Source organism: Holospora curviuscula (assembly GCF_002930195.1).
GTDB lineage: Bacteria > Pseudomonadota > Alphaproteobacteria > Holosporales > Holosporaceae > Holospora > Holospora curviuscula.
Window position 1 is genome coordinate 42,521 of the sequence record NZ_PHHC01000065.1, and the last position, 22,433, is coordinate 64,953.

Sequence of the window (22,433 nt, forward strand, 5' to 3'; positions counted from 1 at the left end):
TTGCAAGAGCCGTTATGGGCGCGATGGATTGCGTATTCTAAGGATATTACGAGTTCTTTTGGAATATATACTACGCTTCTTACCAACCAGTGTTTCACTTTTCTTACTCTAATCTTTTTTCTTTGAAAATTGTCATCTCTATACCACTCTCCTCACTCTATACAAGACGTTCAGGCTCCGTATCGTTGATGGTTTCTTCTGATGTATTTTTTCACCCTCTTCTCCGGAGGTAAAGAGTTTTTATCGCTAAAGCTTCACTTTTTAAGCCTCTTATAGACAACACTAATGCGTGCGTTAGATAGCCTAGCGATTTCTTTCTCATGGTTTAGCTTCATTATTTTCAACATACATTTTTAGCGGATTTGGATTTATGGTTCGTTTACTTCCTACGTACTTTAGGCTTAATGACGCCTTCTTTTTCCTAGCGTATCCCCCCACCCTCTACTTAGCGTTTGTATTTTGCTGATTACCTAAGTTTATATATTCTATTACGCTTTTCTTTAACTCTATTCTGTATTGTTTTTTGTCATGTTCTGAAAATTATAACAACTCTAACCCTATTTTTAAGCTCAATTACTATATAAAAAAATTTTAGGAGAATATGGAACCATAGACTCAGGATAGAATTACAAAATTTACTCAATCAGATAAGACAAAAAATCGCTTCTTTTCCGACCCTAGAACTATATAATTTACTATAGTCTAAATAGAGTACCTTACTATATATAATAAGTAAATTTCTCTATATTAAGCGGCTTTTTCTTAAAATTATAGTCTTTTACACCCTGAATAATCCGCTCACAGTTTGCCAATGCAGCTTCTGATAATTTTTTCATTTCGTTTAAGCTCAAATTGATTGCTATAAATATTTCCATAAATGATGAAAATGATGAACAGGACCATATCCTTTTCCTATACTCTCGTCTTTGCTATGAAGCATAGCATCATATAAATACAATTTTGCTTTTCTACATGCATCTAAAGTAGAAAAGCCTTGAGCAATAAAGCTTGCCATCGCTGCAGACAAAGTACATCCTGTTCCATGAGTATTTTTAGACTTGATACGTGGCACAGATAATGTTTCTGTAAGATCATGCGATAAAAACACATCATCGGAACTGATAGAGTCTTCATGCCCTCCCTTCAAAAGAATAGCTCCACATCCTAATTCTAATAGCTTTAGTGCTAATGTCTTTTTATTATTATATCCTGGTACTAATATTCGAGCTTCCGGTAAATTTGGGGTAATAATGCTCGTAATTGGTATCAATTTTGTTTTTAAAGCTTCCACAGCATCCGCTTGCAGCAGAGGATCACCACTTTTAGCCACCATTACTGGGTCCAAAACTATTGGAATACCCCTTGCACGCTGTATCAAAAAAGCCGTCACTAGCTGTATGATATCAGTAGAAAAGAGCATTCCAATTTTTATCGCACTTGGTCTTATATCATCAAATATGGCTTCAAGTTGTTCTTTGATGCATGAAAGCGGGATATCATAACACGATCTTACACCGCATGTGTTTTGTACTGGTAAGCTCGTGAGCACAGTCATTCCATAAGATCCAGTTGCAGAAAATGTTTTGAGATCAGCCTGAATTCCGGCGCCGCCGGAACCATCAAACCCTGCAATAGATAAACACTTGTATTTCATAGCCTTTCTCCAAAATGTGCAAAATGATTGACAATTATCTCAGCGGGTTTGTTATCTTCTGTAAACGATACACCCTCTCCATTAGTAATATGCCCAATAATTTTTAAGTTATAACCAAAGCTTTCCGTAAATCTATAAGATAATTCTTCTAATGAATCTTGATGCACCGTCACAAGCAATCCATAATCCTCCCCACCTTCTAAAGCAATGTGCAACGATACCTCAGGAGTTAAATGACTTTGTAACCAATCCATATCTATCACAGCATGCTTTTTTGAACTTGACGCTAGCCGCTTCAAATCAATATAAAGTCCATCTGAAATATCCATCATACTGCTAACAACAGGTTGGTTTCCTAACCATATTCCTTCTTTAATTTTAGCCTGGGGGCGCAAAAAGCTGTTTATATATTTCGTACTGGTAGTTAAAGATTGCTCTAAGCCTAAAAATCCCAAATGCGCAAAGCCTAAATTTCCTATTACACAAATTAGATCACCAACTTTAGAAGCGTTTCTATATTTAATGTTAGCTTCAGGGGCCTGTCCTAGAGCTGTTATACTGACAAAGAGGCGGTCTAGAGATGCAGTAGTATCTCCACCAATCAAAGTAACACCAATATTTTGGCATATAGCGGTTAATGAATCTAAAAATCTGATTGCATAGTCCTGCTCGTTACTTGGAATGGAAATTCCGCATAAAATATACAATGGCTCTGCCCCCATAGCAGCGATATCACTTAAATTGACGTGCAGAGCTTTATGAGCAAGGTCAGCTGAGGTGAAGTAAGAAGTGCGAAAATGTACATCCTCTATAAAAACATCCTTACTAATGACATACCTATTACCTGGATTTACATGAGGCAAAATAGCAGCATCATCACCGATAAACCCTCTTGAAGCTGTCTTTAGATCCTGGATTATTTTATCTTCGCTGATCATATACATCGCGCATTAATGTAAAATCTGGGCTATGTAATTGATCCAAAAACGCTATTTTGAAAGCACCAAGAGAGTTCTGTTTTTTTGATGCTATTTCTCCACACAGTGCAAAGTAATGCACGGCTATAACTGCAGATTCAAAATAATCTTCTACTGCCGAACAGAATGCTGAAATTACCGCTGTCAAGCTGCAACCCATGCCTGTAACCCTTTGCATGAGAGGCGAACCGAATGGGACCTTAATCGATTTCTCTCCATTTGTTATAAAGTCTACTGAACCGCTCACTACAACGATTGAATGATTATCTAGGCTTAAGCGTTTTGCTATTTCTTCCACCTCATCAGTCCTAATATTGGCTTCAACTCCATAAGTTGTGTAATTATTATTAGACAGCGACATAATTTCGCTACTATTACCTCTGATAAATTTTGCAGAAGACAAGATAGATTTAGAGATGTCGGTTCTTATGGTTGTAGCACCACTACCTACCGGATCAAAAACAATAGATTTTTTGTATTGTTTCGCAATATCTATCGCTTTTTTAGCTAACCCAATAAAATTATAATCCAGTGTTCCTATATTGACATAAAGCGCTGCTGCCACTTTTACCAATTCTTCAATTTCTTCATCGCATATACTCATAATGGGTGCTGCCCCAAGTGCAAGTAAGCTATTTGCAACAAATTCCATGGTGACAAAATTTGTAAGGCAAAGAATAAGGGGTTTTTGGCTCCTGACCTTAACCAAAGATTTTTCTATTTTATCTATCATTATTTCCCTCCTTTATAATGTTTATTAAATTCTTTGTTGTTAAAAAAGGATCTTTTGCTTGATGAAATGCACCTATGGCTGCGATTCCATTGGCACCAGAATTTATGACAGAAAAGGCATTACTTTCATCTATTCCGCCTATTGCTACAATAGGGCGAGATGAAACAAGAAATGCGTGATTGAGCCCGTCTAAGCCCCATATGGTTTCAATATTAGGTTTGTTATTGGTGGGGAAAATTGCACCAACTCCTATATAATCTATGGGCAGAGTAAGTGAGTTTTGAATGTGTACCATTGTATTTACGCTTAAGCCAATGATTTTATCTGATCCTAAGACAGAGCGTGCTTTTGTAATTTCAGTATCTGCTTGACCTAAGTGAACACCAAAAGCTCTAAGTTTTATACAAAGATCGATATCATCATTGACGATCAAGGGAACATTGTATACATCCATTAGACGTTTTAACGCGCTTCCAAAATACAATAAATCTTCATGTAGCAAAGACTTTTCTCTAAGCTGTACGCATGTGACACCCCCTTTGAGACACGCTTCAATAAACTCGAGATAAGGCACTGTGGGAGTATTACCTTTATTTGTTACTAACATAAGTTGCAAAAAATTTTCTTTCATAATCTTCCTTATATTTTTTTACAAAGATAACATATAAAACTACACAGAAGGTAGAATGCAAGCTAGCACGCGGTTCAGATACTTTACATTTTTCTGAATGTATCAAGTAGAGTAAGGTTTAAAGGTATTGCTTAGCCTTCAAAGCTAAACCCAGAAAATAATTTTTAGTGAATAAAGACTTTAAGGATATCATACCTCGAATGTATAGTTAGTCAAGCTAGAAATTGGTACCCGAAAATACATGCACAAATTATACATCACTTTCAGCTAATTACACCACCATATATAAAAGTTCAAGTAGCTAGCAAATAGAATCCATGAAAAATAAGGAATCATTAACAGGCCAAGGTAGGGAGATATTTTGGTATCCCTACCTCTAGTTTATGTGAGTTCTTGAAATAATTCAGGGTATTTCAGTACTGCCAGTGCTTGCGCCAATGAAACGCGCATTTGCTTGCCCTTTGTGAGGGCTTGCAAAATAATTTCTTCACGTGGGAGCTCCTCATGATCGGCAATGATCACAAAGGAAATTCTCTGTTTTCTGGCATGCCTGATTTTCGGACTAAGAAGTACACTTCTCTTTTTTAGGGAATACAGGTTAGGCAGTACTTAAAAAAGCATTTATTATTTAACCGCCAGATGATTAAATGTTTGAATATGTTTCCTATTGACAGGAAAAAGCTCTTTGTTTAGAATGAAAATGTAAATCTTAGTTAAGAAAATCTTATGAGAAAATTAAATTTTAAATACGTCTATTTTTTAGCGATGATCAATGTTGGAGCCTTTGCTGTATTAACTCCAGAACAAGCAGAGCAGAACAAAAATGATTTTTTGATTTATTTTGAAAATCTTCGAATTGGACCTCCGAATATGTACAAAATATCCACTGCGGATTGGAAGAAGATTGAAAAAGACGCAATGTTCTATGTTTCACAGTATGTTGAAAGAAGTAAGTTTGACCTTTTTAAAACCAAATTGTGTGGACTAATATTGGAAACATTAGAACGAATACAACAAGGGGATAGTGAACAGATTAGACTTAAAATAACACTTGCTATGGAAGACAGTGTTGCTTGTAGCTTGAATGATCTCTATAGTTACGTACATAAAAAGGACTTAGAAGAACCACTACTTCCGTATAATGTGCCTAAATTGGATACATTGGTAGAGTCATATTTAAAATATGCACGTACATTCAAAGATCCAGAGGTTTTGAAGAAGGTAAAAAAAGATTTAGAGTTTGCACTTATAAGGCGACACCAAGAGCGGAACGATTGTCCTTTTGAAACAATAGAAAAGTTTATGAACGATCCCGCGTTTCAGAGGTTAGGTCATCAACCCCAGCAACTAGAGAAAAAGCAGCAGCAGGAACCTGTAAATCCAGTGCTCATTAAGCATGCTGAACCGCAACCACAACAGCAGCAACCGCAACAGTGGCAACCACAACAGTGGCAACCGCAACAGCAGCACCAGCGGCAACTGCAAAACATCGAAGTGAATCAATTTAACCTGCACTGGCTTACTGATGAGCAAGTTCAGCAACAACAGCAGCAACTGCAGAACATCGAAGTGAATCAATTTCAAAATGACCCGTTTTATGGGGGCGAGTTTACTGAGGACCAAATTATTTTAATAGCAGCCTTTACTGCTCAGCAGGACGAAGAGAAAAGAAGCGCTGATAAAAAATTGAAAGAAACATTTGAGAATATACAAAAACAATCGAATGAATTCTTCGATAATAAGCACACCAAGGAACTTCAAGATTTTATTGCGAAGATTAAAAATGGTTCTGTTGGAAACGCTCCTCTAGAAGGTGGAGATAATATCATCAAAAAAGTGAAGCAGGACGAGAAAAATTAAGATTAAAAAAGTAAATAAAATTCCAAGGTAGGGGGAGTGTTTTGGTATCCCTACCTCTAGTTTATGTGAGTTCTTGAAATAATTCAGGGTATTTCAGTACTGCCAGCGCTTGCGCCAATGAAACGCGCATTTGCTTGCCCTTTGTAAGGGCTGGCAAAATAATTTCTTCACGTGCGAGCTCCTCATGATCGGCAATGATCACAAAGAAAATTCATCACAAAGAAAATTCTCTGTTTTCTGGCATGCCTGATTTTCGGACTAAGAAGTACACTTCTCTTTTTTAGAGAATACAGGTAAGGCAGTACTTAAAAAAGCATTTATTATTTAACCGCCAGATGATTAAATGTTTTAATATTTTTCCTATTGACAGGAAAGAGCTCTTTGTTTAGAGTCAAAATGCACACTGTATTAGAAAATCTTATGAGAAAATTAAATTTTAAATACGTCTATTTTTTAGCGATGATCAATGTTGGAGCCTTTGCTGTATTAACTCCAGAACAAGCAGAGCAGAACAAAAATGATTTTTTGATTTATTTTGAAAATTTTCGAATTGGACCTCCGAATATGTACAAAATATCCGATAAGGATTGGAAGATGATTGAAACAGAAGCAATATACTATGTTTCACAGTATGTTGAAAGAAGTAAGTTTGACCTTTTTAAAACCAAATTGTGTGGACTAATATTGGAAACATTAGAACGACTAAAACAAAAGAATAGTGAAGATATTTCAGCTCAAATAAGAATTAATATGAGACACAAGATTGTTTGTAGCTTGAATGAGCACTATCGTTACATAAACAATAAATCAAAAGCACTACTTCCGTCTAATGTGGCTGAATTGGATACATTGGTACAGTCACATTTAGAATATGCACGAACATTCAAAGATCCACAGGTTGTAGCTTTTATAAAGCACGAGTTACATTATAAATTTCTAAAGCGACAAAAAGAGCGAGACGATTGTACTCCTGAGGTGATAGAAAAGTTTATGAACGATCCCGCGTTTCAGAGGTTAGGTCATCAACCCCAGCAACTAGAGAAAAAGCAGCAGCAGGAACCTGTAAATCCAGTGCTCATTAAGAACGGTGAGCCGAAACCACAACAGAAGCAGCAACAACAGCAGCAGCAAACACAACAGCAGCAGCAAACACAACAGCAGCACCAGCAGCAACCGCAGAATATAGAAGTAAATCAATTTCGAAATAATGATTTAATAGTAGCGTTGATTGGTGCGCAGCAAGCAGAAAGAGAAAGATTGGCTGATAAACACACCAAGGAACTTCAAGATTTGATTGCGAACATTATCAGAAACGCTCCTCAAGAAGATCAAGATAATATCATCAAAAAAGTGAAGCAGGACGAGAAAAATTAAGATTAAAAAAGTAAATAAAATTCCAAGGTAGGGGGAGTGTTTTAGTATCCCTACCTCTAGTTTATGTGAGTTCTTGAAATAATTCAGGGTGTTTCAGTACTGCTAGCGCTTGCGCCAATGAAACGCGCATTTGCTTGCCCTTTGTAAGGGCTCGCAAAATAATTTCTTCACGTGCGAGCTCCTCATGATCGGCAATGATCACAAAGGAAATTCCCTTTTTACTAGCATACTTTATCTGAAGACTAAGGGGTTTTTGTGCTAAGTAAATTTCCGTATTAATATGGTGTGTACGAAGAATCTTTGCCACATATATATAATACTGCATATGCTGAATATTTTGACTGGTAACCATAACCTCTGCAGGAGTTTCTTTCTGAGCTTGAATAATACCCGTTTCTATCAGCTTAGGAAGTAATCGAGATACACCGATGGAAAATCCTACACCGGGAAGTGCACGATCACTCAGACTTTCTACAAGATTTGCATATCTTCCTCCTCCACAAACACTACCCAGCTGGGGATAATCAAGCAGCTTAACTTCGCACACAGTGCCTGTATAATAGGTTAGACCCCGGGTCAGCATGGGATCTATGCGCAAGCAGGTATCGGGCACTTCAAAATCTTGCAGTCTATTCATCAGTTCTTCCAGTTCTTGAAGGCCAGTCATAAATTCTCTTGTAGTGCACAAGGTGGGTAAGTACTTAAGCCAGTCTTTATTATCTAACTGTTGGGTCATTAAATGCTCTAATACTTTTATATTCCCAGGGGACATCCCATAATGCTCTAATTCTTTCGTAAATACTGCCTTAGAAACCTTTTCTGCTTTATCCAAAATCCTTAAAATAGGGATAAGCGTCCCCACAGAGACTCCCAAAGATTTCAGAAGTCCCGTCAAAAGTGCTCGATTGTTGAGGATGATACCAAACCGCTTTATCCCTAAAGATATAAATACATTATAAATCACAGATAACACTTCTGCATCATAAATTAGAGGCAAAGCTCCATCTCCCACAATATCAATATCGCACTGATAAAATTGTCGATATCTTCCCGCTTGGGGACGCTCACCACGCCACACTGGCGCAATATGATAGCGTCGATACGGAAATGTAAGTTTGCTGTAATGCTGTGCCACATATCGAGCCAAGGGTACTGTAAGATCAAAGCGAAGCGCTAAGTCCTTTTCTTTTATACCTTGTTCCTGCGCCAATCGGTGCACTCCATAAATCTCATGATCGTTTCCTTTAGCAAGAAGTGTAGATACCCGTTCCACTGCGGGCGTTTCTAGCGGTGTAAATCCGTACAATTCAAATTGTTCTTTAATTTTATCCAGTAGCGCATTAAACGCAATTTGTTCTCTGGGTAGAAATTCTGGAAATCCGGAAATATTTGTTAACATATGATCCTCATGATTATAAAAATTCCCAAAAAGCCCTGTCATAGGGGGGTAATTTAGATTTTTCAGCCGCAGTGTATTCTTTTACGAAGGTTCCATTTTTAAGTACCAGAACACGGTCTCCATAGCGAATTGCCTGAGCCATATTATGGGTAATCATGATACAGGTGCGCTGATACTGAGTCACAATCTTGGCGGTTAATTCCATAATACGATCACTATTTATGGGGTCTAGCGCTGCAGTAATTTCATCGAGTAGTAAGATACTGGAATCTTGTGCGATCGCCATTAAAAGACTGAGTCCTTGTCTTTGTCCTCCAGATAAATTCCCGACAAATTCTTTTAGCCTATGCTCAAGGCCTATACCTAGTATACTGCATTTTTCTTTACACAACGTCCATCGATAAGGGGTAAAGAATCGTTTTAATCCTCTTTTTTGTCCTCTTTTTAGAGCAAATGCCATGTTTTCAAAAATAGTCATTTGTGCTATAGTTCCAGCCTTAGGATCTTGTACGACCATAGATACTAAGCGAGATCTTTCCATGGGCGTACTAAAAGTTACATCCTTTCCAAGAATATAGATCTTACCGGAGTCAGGGGTGATAGCCCCTGAGATAAGATTAAAAAGTGTAGATTTTCCAGCGCCATTACTGCCTACAACTACAAGAAACTCTCCCTCTTTTACCTGTACATTTAATCCATTTAGGACTTTCCGCTCTAGCGGAGTCCCTTTACCTAAGGTAACAGTTACGTGTTCTAATCTTAACATACAGTGCTCTCGAGAACATTTTGACAAAAATTAAGCGCTATTTTTCTGGTCTTTTTATTAATATCTGTGAATTTTTTTTCCACTCTTCCAGAGCACACATTGTGCTTTATGGCGATAACGTTTTTAGGGTTATGTAAAGGGTTGCTCAGCACGGATCCCTCCTTGGAATACACATAGTAATAATCACCATGATACCTGTTAATACGTTTAAGTCAGAGGTTGTAAGTCCTAGTACCTCACTGTGGAGCCCAAGCCCTATCAGTAAGCGATACAGCACAGAACCTATCAAACAACTTAAAATTTTTATGCTCATAGAGTGGTAGGGTAAAATACGTTCCCCTATCATGACGGAAAGAAGCCCAACAATCACCGTACCTACTCCACTTCCCACATCTGCAAAGCCTTGATGATGACTAAACACTCCTCCCGCTAAGGCGATGAGGGCATTACTTAAAGCTAAGGCCAACAACATCATCTTGGATACGTTCACTCCACTATTACGACTTAACTGCTTATTGTGTCCTACGCTTTGTAAAGCAAGTCCAAAATCCGTCCTCAGCACGTAGGCTAGCCCAATCCAGAGAGATCCTGCAATAATAATTAACGTAACCATAGGATTTTCAGAAAATATAGTAGTACTATTTATGAATGTAATATTGGGAATTCCTCCCATAATACGTAAGTTTATAGAATAAAGCATAAAGCCTGTTAATATTCCAGAAAGAAGATCTGTTATTTTAAATTGAATGTGAAGTATGCCTGTAATGGCTCCAGCCAAGGCACCTGCCCCCAATGAAGCTAGTAATGATATATAGGGATCACAGCCAAATTTAATAAGCACGCTGGACACTGCAGCCCCCAGAACGAAGCTGCCGTCACAGGTTAAATCAGGAAATTGAATAACACGAAAGGTCATGTAGATTCCCATGGCTACAATTCCAAAAATAAGTCCTATTTCAAGACTCATCATAATTTCGTTCAGTCTCATGAGCCGCCTCTTGGAATAATTTTGGCAGCCTGAGCTTTAAGGGATTCTGGAAGGATAATTCCAATCCTTTCTGCCGCTGCTTCATTAAGGTACAGTTCAGTGTTTTTAGGAAACTCTACAGGAATAGTGCTTAAATCTTCTCCTTTAAGGCATCTGACAATAATTTGAGCGGTTTGAAGACCAATTTTATATTGATTAGGCCCCAAAGCCGCCAATGCGCCAAGGTGAACCGCATCTGTATCGCTCACATAAACCGGAATTTTTACCTTTGTTGCTACGTTGATTATGGTTTTTAAAGCCGAAAGTGCTGTGCTATCGTTACTAATAAAGATAGCGTCTACCTGGGAAGCAAGTTTTGTGGCGGCTTGAGAAACCTCTGAAGTTTTGTTAGCAGTCTGTAAGACTAAACGAATTCCTAACTTAGGACATAAAGCTTCTAATTGTTTTATCAAGCTTAAAGAATTCATTTCACCGGGATTATACAAAAACCCTAATCGCTTTAATCCAGGATAAATTTTTTTAAAGACTTGAATTTGAGGAGTCAATGAAACAAAATTTGATACTCCAGAGGTATGATTTCCTGGGGCATCTATCTTTTGTACAAGCTTAGCCTCTATCGGGTCTGTAATGGAGCTAAACACCAAGTTTACTTTCTTTTCTTTCACATACTTTAAAAAACTTTGGGCAGCAAGTGTTGCAACGCCCACCACTACATCTGGTTCCTTTCCTATAAACTTTGCTGCAATCTGTAAGGCTAACGAGGGATTTCCTTGAGCAGATTCTACACACACTTCTATATTTATTCCCTGCCTATATCCATTTTTTTCCAACCCATCAATGATGCCTCGTGTAGTTTGATCTAGGGCAGGGTGCTCAATAATTTTCTGAATAAAAACTTTTTTTATGGATTGTGCTGTCTGCATGCTCAAAGTGCTTAATTCGAGAAGTGCGGATGCCAAAATAATATTCATATTATTCTCCTGAGCTTTTTTTTAATTTTTTTAGCATTGTGGTGTATCCTTGGTAGGGCTCATTTTTTAAAAATCTTGCTACTTTTCCAATGGTAGTTAAACTTGAACCAGTTTTTTCATGAATTTCTCGATAAGACAGTCCTTTATGGAGATGTTTGCAGATATTCCAGCGTTCCGAAAGTGCTTCTAGTTCTGAAGGGGTACATAAATCTTTCAAAAAATTGTAAACTTCCACTTCGGTCTCCAATAAAAGAAACGCTTGACACAAATGTTCTAGATTATTGCGGTTACGCTTTCTCATGTGCATAAGCTCTGTTTTTATGCTACAGTAGTATACTAGTACAGTATATCATTATAGTCAAGCTCTAACCTATACAAAAAGAGAATGTGGTCAATCACCTTAAATTAGGTGTATAATGAAGGTAAGATAAAAAAATTTCCACAAACCCATAAAGTAGCAATGCAAAAAGAAAGAGAGTCCCGAAGCAAAAAATAAACACAAAAGGAAGCATCAGAAGTAGATAGCGCAATCAATATAAGCAAGAAGGCAAATTACCATACTAAAGAACGTTTAACGTGTAAACGTAAAATAGATTATTCAAGGACAGAATTAATTGGTCAAAAATAATGAGAATATTATATAATATCTATACTAATTTAGCTTGAAAATCAATTTGAAAGAACTGAAGTAAGACTTTATATCATTGAGTACTATTATCGCTCTATGTAAGTTCAGAATTTTTTAACAGGGTTCAGGCCAGACGAATATAGCGGTGAGCACATTAGCCTACATCCAATTGATTCTATCCATGCTTTTATCTTGTAAAAGTTATGGAATGAAACATGATCTAAAATATCCTTTATATCTTCCAAATATCCATCTGACTTTTTTTTGATTTGCTTCCACATAAGAAAAGGTTTTTTATCGCTAAATCCCAGCTTCTTTAATATTACTAGGGCGTATAGTATACTCAGAACCTATATTTATAGATTATCGATCCGCCTTAACAAGCGTATAGAATGCGCGATCATCACCCTATTTTCGGCAGCTTCTACAGCCATCTCGTACGCTTTAGACAATCTTGGATAATGCTTGAGCCAAGCCAAGGTTCGTTTAACGACCCATCTTTTGGCGAGTGCAGCCCATCCTAAGGTTCTGAAATTTTAATTGTCTTGTTAAGACCATTTCCCACAAACGCTAGCATGGTTTTTCCATACCCGAAATCGACGAAAACGCTTTTGAGTGTCGGATATTTTGCAGAGTCTCTTAAAAAACATTGCACTCCCCTACTGTGATTAGCATCATAAACAGTACCGTGCACCAGATTTCCTTGTATATCCACAACACGATAGCGTTTACGTCCTTTTTTTCCTCCGCCAATGTCGCGTTGTTCACAAGCCCGGGTAGTTTTGACACTGTGTAAATCAATTCTGCTATAGCTCGGGTGTTCATTGTCACTAGCCTTTATCCGACTTATCTTAACAAACTGGCTCAGTACCTTTTCCCATATTCTTTTGATCCTGAATCTTCGAGAAAACGAATGTACGATGGAGTATTTCGGAAAATCTTTAGGAAGCATTCGCCATGGGCAGCCACTCTTTATTATGTAAACTACTCCATTAGCTTTTGCTTCTCGTGTTTACTTTTATTACTATACTTGCCCCATTCAAAATAATTCTTAATGCGCTCTTATCCTGATCGGTTAAATCTCTTGGATTACTCATTCTTATTACCCCCCTAGCTTCACTATACTCCCTTCGTTTATCCATGAACACAAGTTCTGAGAATAAATATCCTACAATCTAGTATTTTTATTATCTTTGACAAACGATTGTAGCTTTGAATAGTTCAGGCTACGTTTACGCCTTAAACGTTTTTTTACCATGCTAATTTTTTTTTATATTGATTACCCCATCTACTAACTGTATTTCTGGGTATCTTAAATACTGATGATGCTTTTTTTTGTCTTAACTTTTTTTAAATTATTATTTTATTTTTTATTGTAGGATATTTATGCACTTAATGCAAGGTAATTTACAGTAGCTGCCGATTAAAATGTTTAAAAATTCTAAAAAAATAATGAAGTTTTATCTCAATACATGCAAAAATATCAGATACAAAGTGAGGCCAACGATCAAATGTTTCCATAATAAGAAAATTTCGCTTAAACTTAGAGTTAAAAAATTTTAAAATGCACAATAAGAAAAAGTACTATTGCTACTAAGCTTGCAGTATGTTAAAGTGAAAAAGCCATTTGGCTATAACGATAAACGCTATGTGCAGTAAACGTTGCGGACCCGGGGGCAGAACCCGGCGCCTCCACCAAAAAAGAAATCAATTCTTTTTCTCTGGGGGCGAATTAGGATCGACGTACGTTGGACCATATGGTTTTCGTTCACTATGGTACCAGTGTATTGGGCCAAAAACATAAATGCGAACTTTAACAACGCATTTGGCGAAGTTGCCGTTAAGAAAGCCGCGAATGGTGAACTTTCGGCCGGTGTACGGTATGCTATAGCTGCTTAGAGCGCTCTAGTATATCAACCTAAGTCAGCGGTTTTGGGAGCACCGGGCAACAGAAAGCTCCCGAGAGTGAGAGAGGAGATATGCAATATCAAACATGGGTTGAAGAAGGAAAATATGGTGTTATTCGAAAAGCGCTTCAGTATATTGCGAGACGAATAGAAAACCCTCCCCAACTTTATTTTACCTTTGATCCCCGGATTTCTGGAGTGCAAATGGATAAAAATTTACGCCTCAAATATACAGAAGAGATGACAATATTGTTACATGATCAATTTTGGAATTTAAGGATCAAAGAAGATCTTTTTTCTGTAGAACTCGCTTTTGATGAAGAGCAGCACTTAATTGTCGTCCCATTTAAAGCGTTACGCTCATTCATTGACCCTGATGCAAAATTTGCGCTTCAGTTTTATCCTCCTCAAGACGAGGGTATTAAGAATGGAGAGGCAGCGCAAGAAAAAAATTCGAGAGTTATTGTTCTAGATCGATTCAGAAAAAATTCTTCTGAATCCTCGGATTGATTATTACAGTAAATTGTAAGGTTATTTTTGTAAAAAACTTCACGGAGCAAGCAAGAGAGTTTATATCAAGGTGTAAGCTTTGATTAATTACAGTAAAAGGATGTAACCGTTGGATAGATAGTAATGATTTATTGGAGTAGTAATGTTGTAATCACACTGAAAATGAATAACACAGTACGGGAACACCCCAAAACTAAGACCGTTTTATCCTGGAAATCAATGCTCTTTAACATTTTACTAAAAAAAATAGTGTAGGCTTTAAATCTGAGTGATTTTATGCGCTAAAAGAGAGAAAAGTACTGATTTTTTGTGAAAAACGACATAAATCAAAAAACTTTTTCTGGGTGTACTGAACAAAAGCGTATTATCGTCTTGTTTTTAGCCATCGTATAAGAACAGGTGTCTTTTGCGTCCAAAACATAAAACCACTTTTAAGCATTACCTTACTTTGTTTTACAGGGAACCTGCGTACTATTACACATTACCAGCTATGATTTTGATCATTTTGATACTGTGTATTAAAATAGCTGTTTTAGTTTAAAAATCCCAGTTTTTCCTTTCCATAATGTATATCTTGTAGGGTAACCTGTGTGTAAAATTTATAATGACGTAAACTATTTTTCTAACCTATTAAGGCATATTTTAGTCAAGGTTAGTGGAATAACTTTGGCTGATGAAGTAGACCTCTCATACTCTTTGGATAGCCTTTTACAATGATGGAATCAAGCAAATAAACGCTCTACAATCCTGTGCTGGACCTTAACCCAATTAGTGTGTTCTGCATCTTTTACACTGCTAAGCAAAGCCCCTTGCGTATGAAGATCAACCCACTGGTGTAGATATCCTTGATGCGCTAAAATTCTTATTAGCCTTGGAGCGCTCTCCTTCAAGCAAAATAATACTCTTTTGGCACATTTTTTATCATGAGGCCTAGCGCTGTGCACATCACCATTTAGCCAATAGCCTAAGGGGCTTCCCCCTAGATATTTTTTCTTACCCTTTTCTTGCTTCTATCGCTTCATTGTTTAACAAAGCGTGGGTCCATGTTCTGATTATTCATGATTCCTATGCTAGGACTTTGCTTTTTTCACTGCTTCATTCTAATGATATCTTTGGATTTATCCATCAATGCTTCAATGATTTCTCTATGCTTTAGCCTATTAAAGTCATTCAATACTCTCTTTCATGGCCTAAACTCTTGAGGGCGATCCCTCCAAAACAGCCGTGTTTCAATATAAACTATGCCGCTCTATATTCGTCTAGCATCCTTAGGGGGTAACTTTCCTTTGCTTTCCCGTGCGCTTGTTGGTTCCTTCCTCTATGGCTTTACTTACTGTATTAATCTATGGGCTAGTGAATATTTTTCCTTTTATCCCACTATGTTTGTACACCTAGTGCAAAGTGATTGAATTTAGTTTTGGAATTTACGAAGCTTCACAGAATTTGATACACTCCTTTCATCAGACAAATCTCTGTATCCAATACGCCTGTCGGTCTGGAATTTACTCCATGAGCCTCATAATTATTTAGGGCTAAACAACTCAGGGTGTACTAGAAATCACCCACGGTGCGGGACCAAAATAGTCTGTAAAAACTGTAGGATAATACAATTCAATAAGATTTTTAGGCACTGGAGGCTCGACAATCTTTTCTTGTCCAGGAACCGGAACAGTGGCAGAAGCTTCAGCTGAAGCTTCTGCAGGAGGAGGTTCTACAGGGGGTGGAGGTAGCGGTGTAACACCGGGATCTCCTGGACCAAGAGGGATGAGAGGAGGTAGTGTAATATCAGGGGGATCTGAAAAACAAGGAAAAGTTGATACCATAATAAAAATGAGTATTTCTATTTTCCAGCGTACGCGTTGAAAACTCATCCTACACATAAAGTCTTATTCCTTCCAATTATGATGTTTAGAATTTTAAGCTAACAGCACATCATCTTCAACAGACATGGGTTTTCCTTTGGGATCTGAAAGTGCCACCGCCATGTTTTTTAACGTTTTTTCAACTAAAGCCACCCTCTTTTGATCTCCTTTATCTTTTAATTTTGATTCTTCTTTTTTTTCTTTTTTATTATCTTCTTTTTCCTTTGATTTTTCTTCTTTATTGTCTGATTCTTCTTCTTTCATAGTAGACTTGACTTCTTTTTTTAATTCTCCAGAATCTTTGTTCGTTTCTTCACTCTTTTCTTGAATACTAGATAAGTTGATATCTTTTTTTTCTTCACCTGAAGACTGTTCTTTTGTAGCATCTGTTTTTTCAGAAGAAGTTTCTTCTTTTCCCTCTTTTTTTTTACATCCTGCTATAAGTCCTAACAAAACTAGAGAAAGTGCACACACGGTGCCTAAAATGGGAAGAGTTTTTTGCGTCATATCTCGCTCCTTAAATTTTTTCTGTACTTATTCTGGCAGAATAATCTAAATAAATAGCTAAACAATTTTATTAATTTCAGCATTATTTTATAAAAATCTTATTCAATCTAGAGCGCGTCCTCAAATTAAAATAAGTGTGCGGTAAGATCTTCTAAAATAAGTATGAGAACATCGACGCTATAATATTGCCAAAGCAATTTTCTTCTGTAGAGTTAAGGGATTATGGGTCGGCCCATTAATTCATAATCGACTGTTTTCAATACAGTATTCTGGATACTTTCTACTGATGCACCGTAGTAGGAGTTCCACCGAACTTTAGACACTGGAGTCAAATCAAAGCTCGTTTTTGGCGAAAAAAAGATTGGAAATGTTCATTAAAAATGTTGATTATAAGCTGCTTATAATATATTTGAGCTACTAAAAAATACTCCCCCAGGTGGAAGGCATAAAAAAAGAAAATCCGGATAAACATAAAAAAAGCGTATCCCTAAGAGACAAGTCTTAGAGCCTCAAGACACGCTAATAGAAGCCATAATTACCGCGGGTAGCATAGAAGATCTGAAAAAAGTTACTGACTTAATAGACAAGCTGATATCGGAGATGGTGCGAGCTGATAAACACTAGGAAAGTGATAGGATTCTTCAGAACGTCTTTTCACAAGGTATATTGTAATCTGCGTGACTATCAAAAGAACTCTAGAAACTTAGGTGCTTTATGGAGCACATTTTGCGCCGCTAACACGGGTGTGGCATAGCAAAAAAATATGAAAAAATACCGCTTCTTTCATCGCAATTATCTCTATTCACTGAAGCAATCTTTGAAGCCGTATAATAATTTAACAACAAGACTTAGAACGAAAGTCAAGCTCCTATTTATTTTGGACATAACATACCAAATAGAATATGAAATTTAATTCCTCACACGTCATAAGGACGGGTCTGGATTTGAAGCCATAGAGTAATTTCCGAAGAAAGATAAGGACTGAGCGTTTCAAAAACTTTTTGATGATAAGAATTTAACCAAGAGATACGTTGTTTTCCTAATATTTTTGGTTGAATAAGGCGTCGTTGAAAAGGAGCAAGACTTAAAACGCTTAATCGCAGCCATTCTTGCTGATCTGTTTCAACGGAAAAAAGATTTTCTAGTCGAATCCCCCAAAATCCTTTGCGATAATACCCAGGTTCATTGGACAAAACCATTCCAGGTTCTAACGGTGTTCTGCTGTGAGCGCTAAGCTGAATGGGGCCTTCATGAACATTGGAAAAAATACCCACCCCGTGTCCTGTAGCATGCTCATAGTTTTTGTGAGCTCCCCATAGAGCATTGCGTGCGAGAGTATCCAGTACACATCCATTGGTTCCTTTTGGAAAGGTTCCCATTGCCACATCAATATGTCCTTGAAGGACTTGAGTATAATCTTCTTGATACAAGGAATCAGGAGTCTCTAGGCCTAACCATACCGAGCGCGTCATATCTGTTGTTCCCCAATAATATTGTCCTCCCGCATCTATAAGATAAGGGCCATTTTGAATGTAGTTTTTTCCTTCTGGCAGAGGAATATAGTGAATCATCGCCCCGAAGGGCCCTGCTGCAGAGATGGTGGGAAAGCTTGGGCCTTGATAATAAGGAGAGTCTCTACGAAAAATTTCCAACTGAACACTAGCATCATATTCTGTAAAATTTCCAGTTACGCCTTGTGTTTCTATCCAGTATAAAAATCGTGTAAACGCAACCCCTTCCAAAATATGCGCTTGACGAATGGCGTCCAATTCTTCCTGAGTTTTGATACAGCGTTTTTCTTGCAGATTCCAAGGTTCCATGACGTACCCTTGAGGAAACCATTCTAAAAGACCTAAAGGTGTTTGTTTAGGGATATAATAAACTTTAGAAAATTTTTCCGTAACAATACGCTTCCAACGCTCTAACGGTAAACACGTGATGGATGGAGGTAAGGACTCTTTTTCTATTATAGGAGCGTCTACACCAATAAGCCACTGAATGCCCTGGAGAGCATTATCCCACCACCCTAGACCGTAGCCTTGAAGTGTGGGAAGAAAAGTATTTTTCGTACCAAGACGACATAAAAAAGATAGATCCTGAGAATTACAAACCAAGATGGGGTGTTGAAACCATTTTTTCCAAGATTGAGAAGATCTTCCAAGCGCAGGAAGATTAAATAAAGTCTGTGCTGGCTCCTGAGTAAAGCTAAAAAGCTTCTTAAAGCGGACTTCACAGGGAGCGTATTGAACACACATGGTTTCTTCTTGCTCTTTAGAGACTTGCCAAGGATCTATCAACACGACACGACTATGAGATTGAATATGATGATACAGTGCATCATATTCATAAACACAAGCGCGGTCCTTACACTCTTTTTCTGCCTGTAAAAGATAACGTCCGTCAGTAAATAACGCAATATCTTCAAGTCCTACCCAAAGCGTTCCAGAGGAACCGGTAAATCCGGAAAGCTTATGCATTGGATGATCAGATAAACGTGGTATTTGAAGAAATTGATTGGTACGAAAAACAAGAGCACTATCTGCGCCGGAATCACAAATTTTTTTACGAAAACTTTCTAACATCTATTTTTAATTGACCTACACCCTGTATTCTTAACAATACTACTCTTTGTGTCCTTCTAAACTCAAAGGATACCAGGAAGGATGGTTGGCGCCGTGAGAAACGCCTTGAATAATAGTAGGAACAAGCCGCACAGTGCTTCCCCCGGAAGGGTTTCCAAAAGCATGGACAATATAAAGTTTGTAGGGGGCCATATCCCCACTTTTTGACGCATAGGCCAGACAACGGCTGTTAGGTCCCCAAGAAGGTCGATCAATTACGAGCGCCCTAGCAATGGCTCTCTCTTGGCCTCCATTGCAATCTGAAACACATAAGTAATGCATACCCCGTACTCTTTTTACAAAAGCAATCCATTTTCCACAGGGCGACCAGGCAGGAGCAAAGTAGCGTCCTTCTCCCTGACTGATGCACAATGGAGCATCGCCAGAGTGTACACCACTAACGAAGAGTCGGGGAATACCTTTTTCGCGATCTGACACAAAAACCATTCTTTTTCCATCAGGAGAATAACTGGGAGAAACATCAATACAAGAGTTATAAGCACTGGTTAATGGATAAGCCTTACCTGAGTTTAAATTATAGGTAAACAAGGAAGCACCATTTTCTCCAGAACAAGAAAATATTACTTCACTCCCATCGGAAGAAATTCGGGTAGAATTAAAATTGCGTTGATAGGGAAGACGAAATTCGGTTTTCTCTACAAAATTCATTACACCAATCTGTTTGTGCTGGCCGTATCCCCGGTCAATGAGATACGTGACAATAGGACGCGTTCTTGCGCAATGCGGTAAAAATGCTCCAGTTCGACTTGGGGAAGTAATCAGTTTACACTCTTTTCCATCAATACTTACCAAGGCTACACACTGTTTTGCTACTCTTGAGCTTGAATCCTGAATTTCGTATGTATAGGCAATCACTGAATGAAAATATCCGGCTTCTCCGGTGAACTGTTTGTAAATTGCATTGGAAATTCGGTGAGCAAAAAGCCGCTTGTTGCTTCCTTTTTGACGTACTACACGTCTTCCGAGGCATCGTTTCGTAAGTGCATTAAAAAAACTTAACCGACATACTTGTTGATCGTTTTCTTCTTTAAGATATGCTTGCACGAACATTGCACCTGGAACATGGGACCAACTTTGTAAATTTACAGTGTCCACAAATTCTTCAGAATTCGGAGTACCAGAACTTTCTCCTACTGTGGGTAAAATTCTAAAAAATCCAGAACACTTTAGATTATCCTCTATAATTTTTTGTGTACCGGACGCGTCATTTAGACCCGAAATACATACTGGGATCACAATACTAATTCCTTTGCGAACACTCAGCTCTAACGTAGCAGCGGCTTTCATTGTTCTCACGTCAAAAGTGGCCACAACAAAAAAGACGCTTATTAACTTAAATATCTTTGAATCGAAATCAGTTAACTTTTTCATTGAATTTTTTTTAATATTTAAATACACGTTTATATCTAACATTTTTTTCACTGCGATGCAAATCCTTCTTAAATTTTTTACAGGTCTACATGCATTATCTTTTGATCAAAGCACAAAGTTATTACGTTTTATAGTGTTGTCCTAAATAGTTAATAAATTTTATATAGCAATTGTTTTTAGCTTTAAAAACATATTCACGAAATTTTCTTTAAAACATCATCTTTTTTATTTTCTAGGTAGCAGCAAAAAAAGAAGTAGAATTTCTATAGTATTTTGAAATATTTTCAAATTCAAATACAATTATTAATTAATAAATTGTGCTATCTTAAATATGCTCTATATACACAAAAACAATTAAAATTAGAGAAATTTAACTACAGAACGTTCTTATGAAAAAGTGCAAATATGAACCTGATTTAAGCCCCATAAAGAATATTTTATTGCAAGAAATATTTTTCTAAGAATGACACAAAATCTAGCCACATACGCGGCTTTCAGTGCGATCGATGCGGAGATTTCGGATATCCATTTACGCCAAAAAACCCTCGCGGTGTAGACCCTATGCTACAAAAATTAGGGATTCTTTTGTAGAGACATTCAACTAAAACACAATAAGAAGGGAGTGATGAAATTAAGAATATTTTGAGAAGTGTCCTGGAAGAAATAAAAAAGCTTTAAAGGACGGTGCACCTTATCCACGCTACGGCTTAAAGAAATCGGACGAGATGACCAGTATTGTTGTTCGTTTGGTTAATAAAGTGTGTCGACATTTATAATGAACGGTTGTAAGATTAAGGTGTTTAGTTACAAGAAGAGATAAGATTACGAAGGATACAAGACGACCAATGGGAACGAATAAAACAAAGTTTTTCTGGGAAAGAAGGGGATTCAGAACGTATTAATGGCGCTAAAAGCCACGAATGTGAACAAATTTTGTGTCATTCTTAGAGAAGTATTTTTGCAACAAAGCATGGTTTAGGAAGTCTAAATTAATTTCATATTGGCACTTTATCATAAAACCGTTCTTTAGTTAAATGTCTGTACACTTATTCATCGAAGCGGACTTGCAAAAAATAATCAGAAATGCTGTTAAGGTTATTCTAAAAATTTTTTATTGATTTGAAAATTTAAAAAATTGGCATAAAGATTATTCCTAATAATTATTTGAATATAGTAAAAAAAATTGAAATTATAATATATCAAAAAACGTACTTATAGTCTGATATAAGCCTTGGTATAAGGTGATGTTTAGTCTAATCTATGGCTTCATAATAGCCCATAATTTCTTAGTTGGGTTCAGTTCAACAGAATATGGCGGTAAGAAAAACGAAACCGCAGTCAACCAATTCAATCAATTCTTTTTTCTAAAAGGTGTGGAATGAAGCGTAATCCACAGTTAAGTCGGATGTTAGCGCTTTAATTAACCAACATTCTAGCCAATCAGTGTTATAAGAGTAAGAGCTTATCCGCAAATTAATTAGGAGGAAAGAATCTGCGCAAGAGTAGTCTGTTAAGTGACATGTAAATGTTATTCTCTGTAGAAGAACAAAGCAAGTCGTATTCTTTTGATAGCCTTCTATTTCTACCAAGCCATCCAAATGTTCGTTCTACAACCCATCGTCTCCGTTGAACCTTAAAGCCCCCCTCTATCCT

Annotated in this window: 20 protein-coding genes, 1 other RNA gene and 1 pseudogene; 4 read left to right on the forward strand and 18 right to left on the reverse strand. The window is 37.2% G+C overall.

Annotation, left to right across the window (positions count from 1 at the left end; genetic code table 11):
• Positions 1 to 859: 859 nt before the first annotated feature.
• The 6 genes from thiD to HCUR_RS09465 form a co-directional block, all read right to left on the reverse strand.
• Positions 860 to 1,654 (reverse strand): bifunctional hydroxymethylpyrimidine kinase/phosphomethylpyrimidine kinase, encoded by a 795-nt coding sequence (gene thiD / locus HCUR_RS01565; RefSeq protein WP_104206445.1) that lies wholly within the window; start codon positions 1,652 to 1,654, stop codon positions 860 to 862.
• Positions 1,651 to 2,592, reverse strand: a complete 942-nt coding sequence (thiL, locus tag HCUR_RS01570; RefSeq protein WP_104206462.1) for a thiamine-phosphate kinase — start codon at positions 2,590 to 2,592, stop codon at positions 1,651 to 1,653. Before thiL ends, thiD begins: the two co-directional genes overlap by 4 nt.
• The gene (gene thiM / locus HCUR_RS01575) at positions 2,576 to 3,364 is read right to left on the reverse strand and encodes a hydroxyethylthiazole kinase (protein ID WP_104206446.1); all 789 of its coding nucleotides are present in this window, start codon (positions 3,362 to 3,364) and stop codon (positions 2,576 to 2,578) included. Before thiM ends, thiL begins: the two co-directional genes overlap by 17 nt.
• Positions 3,354 to 3,995, reverse strand: coding sequence for a thiamine phosphate synthase (gene thiE / locus HCUR_RS01580; protein WP_104206447.1), 642 nt, complete (start codon positions 3,993 to 3,995; stop codon positions 3,354 to 3,356). Before thiE ends, thiM begins: the two co-directional genes overlap by 11 nt.
• A gap of 267 nt (positions 3,996 to 4,262) precedes the next feature.
• On the reverse strand, positions 4,263 to 4,355 hold the full coding sequence (locus tag HCUR_RS10050) for a tryptophan-rich sensory protein (RefSeq protein ID WP_423751884.1): 93 nt from the start codon (positions 4,353 to 4,355) through the stop codon (positions 4,263 to 4,265).
• 21 nt (positions 4,356 to 4,376) lie between these two features.
• Positions 4,377 to 4,601, reverse strand: a complete 225-nt coding sequence (locus HCUR_RS09465) for a His/Gly/Thr/Pro-type tRNA ligase C-terminal domain-containing protein (RefSeq protein WP_129591823.1) — start codon at positions 4,599 to 4,601, stop codon at positions 4,377 to 4,379.
• A gap of 120 nt (positions 4,602 to 4,721) precedes the next feature.
• Between HCUR_RS09465 and HCUR_RS01590 the strand changes: the two genes are divergently transcribed.
• Positions 4,722 to 5,855 (forward strand): hypothetical protein, encoded by a 1,134-nt coding sequence (locus HCUR_RS01590; protein WP_104206448.1) that lies wholly within the window; start codon positions 4,722 to 4,724, stop codon positions 5,853 to 5,855.
• Positions 5,856 to 6,251: 396 nt separating this feature from the next.
• Entirely contained in the window at positions 6,252 to 7,229 is a 978-nt protein-coding gene (locus tag HCUR_RS08215; RefSeq protein WP_207760856.1) for a hypothetical protein, read from the forward strand.
• A 61-nt stretch (positions 7,230 to 7,290) separates the two neighbouring features.
• Here HCUR_RS08215 and hisS read toward each other — a convergent pair whose 3' ends face one another.
• The 6 genes and pseudogenes from hisS to HCUR_RS09470 all read right to left on the reverse strand — a co-directional run.
• Positions 7,291 to 8,628: a histidine--tRNA ligase gene (gene hisS / locus HCUR_RS01595; RefSeq protein ID WP_165780628.1), complete on the reverse strand. Its 1,338-nt coding sequence runs from the start codon at positions 8,626 to 8,628 to the stop codon at positions 7,291 to 7,293.
• A gap of 13 nt (positions 8,629 to 8,641) precedes the next feature.
• Complete coding sequence (locus tag HCUR_RS01600) at positions 8,642 to 9,421, reverse strand: ABC transporter ATP-binding protein (RefSeq protein WP_207760857.1); 780 nt, start codon at positions 9,419 to 9,421, stop codon at positions 8,642 to 8,644.
• 118 nt (positions 9,422 to 9,539) lie between these two features.
• Positions 9,540 to 10,382 carry an ABC transporter permease gene (locus tag HCUR_RS01605; protein WP_104206451.1) on the reverse strand — a complete coding sequence of 281 codons (843 nt, stop codon included), beginning with the start codon at positions 10,380 to 10,382 and terminating at the stop codon, positions 9,540 to 9,542.
• Entirely contained in the window at positions 10,379 to 11,353 is a 975-nt protein-coding gene (locus HCUR_RS01610) for an ABC transporter substrate-binding protein (RefSeq protein ID WP_243397243.1), read from the reverse strand. Before HCUR_RS01610 ends, HCUR_RS01605 begins: the two co-directional genes overlap by 4 nt.
• Before the next feature lies 1 nt (position 11,354).
• On the reverse strand, positions 11,355 to 11,660 hold the full coding sequence (locus tag HCUR_RS01615) for a YerC/YecD family TrpR-related protein (RefSeq protein ID WP_207760858.1): 306 nt from the start codon (positions 11,658 to 11,660) through the stop codon (positions 11,355 to 11,357).
• A gap of 841 nt (positions 11,661 to 12,501) precedes the next feature.
• Positions 12,502 to 12,966, reverse strand: a pseudogene (locus tag HCUR_RS09470) (transposase); the annotation flags it as partial.
• A gap of 598 nt (positions 12,967 to 13,564) precedes the next feature.
• Between HCUR_RS09470 and ssrA the strand changes: the two are divergent.
• Together ssrA and HCUR_RS01630 are read left to right on the forward strand one after the other, a co-directional pair.
• Positions 13,565 to 13,944: a transfer-messenger RNA gene (gene ssrA / locus HCUR_RS01625) on the forward strand.
• 16 nt (positions 13,945 to 13,960) lie between these two features.
• Positions 13,961 to 14,398 (forward strand): ClpXP protease specificity-enhancing factor SspB, encoded by a 438-nt coding sequence (locus HCUR_RS01630; protein ID WP_104206453.1) that lies wholly within the window; start codon positions 13,961 to 13,963, stop codon positions 14,396 to 14,398.
• Positions 14,399 to 15,120: 722 nt separating this feature from the next.
• Here the strand turns inward: HCUR_RS01630 and HCUR_RS07690 are convergent.
• The 6 genes from HCUR_RS07690 to HCUR_RS01655 form a co-directional block, all read right to left on the reverse strand.
• Entirely contained in the window at positions 15,121 to 15,342 is a 222-nt protein-coding gene (locus HCUR_RS07690; RefSeq protein ID WP_129591825.1) for a hypothetical protein, read from the reverse strand.
• Positions 15,343 to 15,939: 597 nt separating this feature from the next.
• Complete coding sequence (locus tag HCUR_RS01635; protein WP_165780629.1) at positions 15,940 to 16,278, reverse strand: hypothetical protein; 339 nt, start codon at positions 16,276 to 16,278, stop codon at positions 15,940 to 15,942.
• Between the two features lie 36 nt (positions 16,279 to 16,314).
• Positions 16,315 to 16,767 (reverse strand): hypothetical protein, encoded by a 453-nt coding sequence (locus tag HCUR_RS01640; RefSeq protein WP_104206455.1) that lies wholly within the window; start codon positions 16,765 to 16,767, stop codon positions 16,315 to 16,317.
• A gap of 917 nt (positions 16,768 to 17,684) precedes the next feature.
• Positions 17,685 to 19,349, reverse strand: a complete 1,665-nt coding sequence (locus HCUR_RS01645; RefSeq protein WP_104206456.1) for a M24 family metallopeptidase — start codon at positions 19,347 to 19,349, stop codon at positions 17,685 to 17,687.
• A 39-nt stretch (positions 19,350 to 19,388) separates the two neighbouring features.
• Entirely contained in the window at positions 19,389 to 20,705 is a 1,317-nt protein-coding gene (locus HCUR_RS01650) for a PD40 domain-containing protein (RefSeq protein WP_207760859.1), read from the reverse strand.
• A gap of 1,548 nt (positions 20,706 to 22,253) precedes the next feature.
• Positions 22,254 to 22,433: transposase (locus HCUR_RS01655; RefSeq protein ID WP_165780581.1), on the reverse strand; the 180-nt coding region annotated here is incomplete at its 5' end.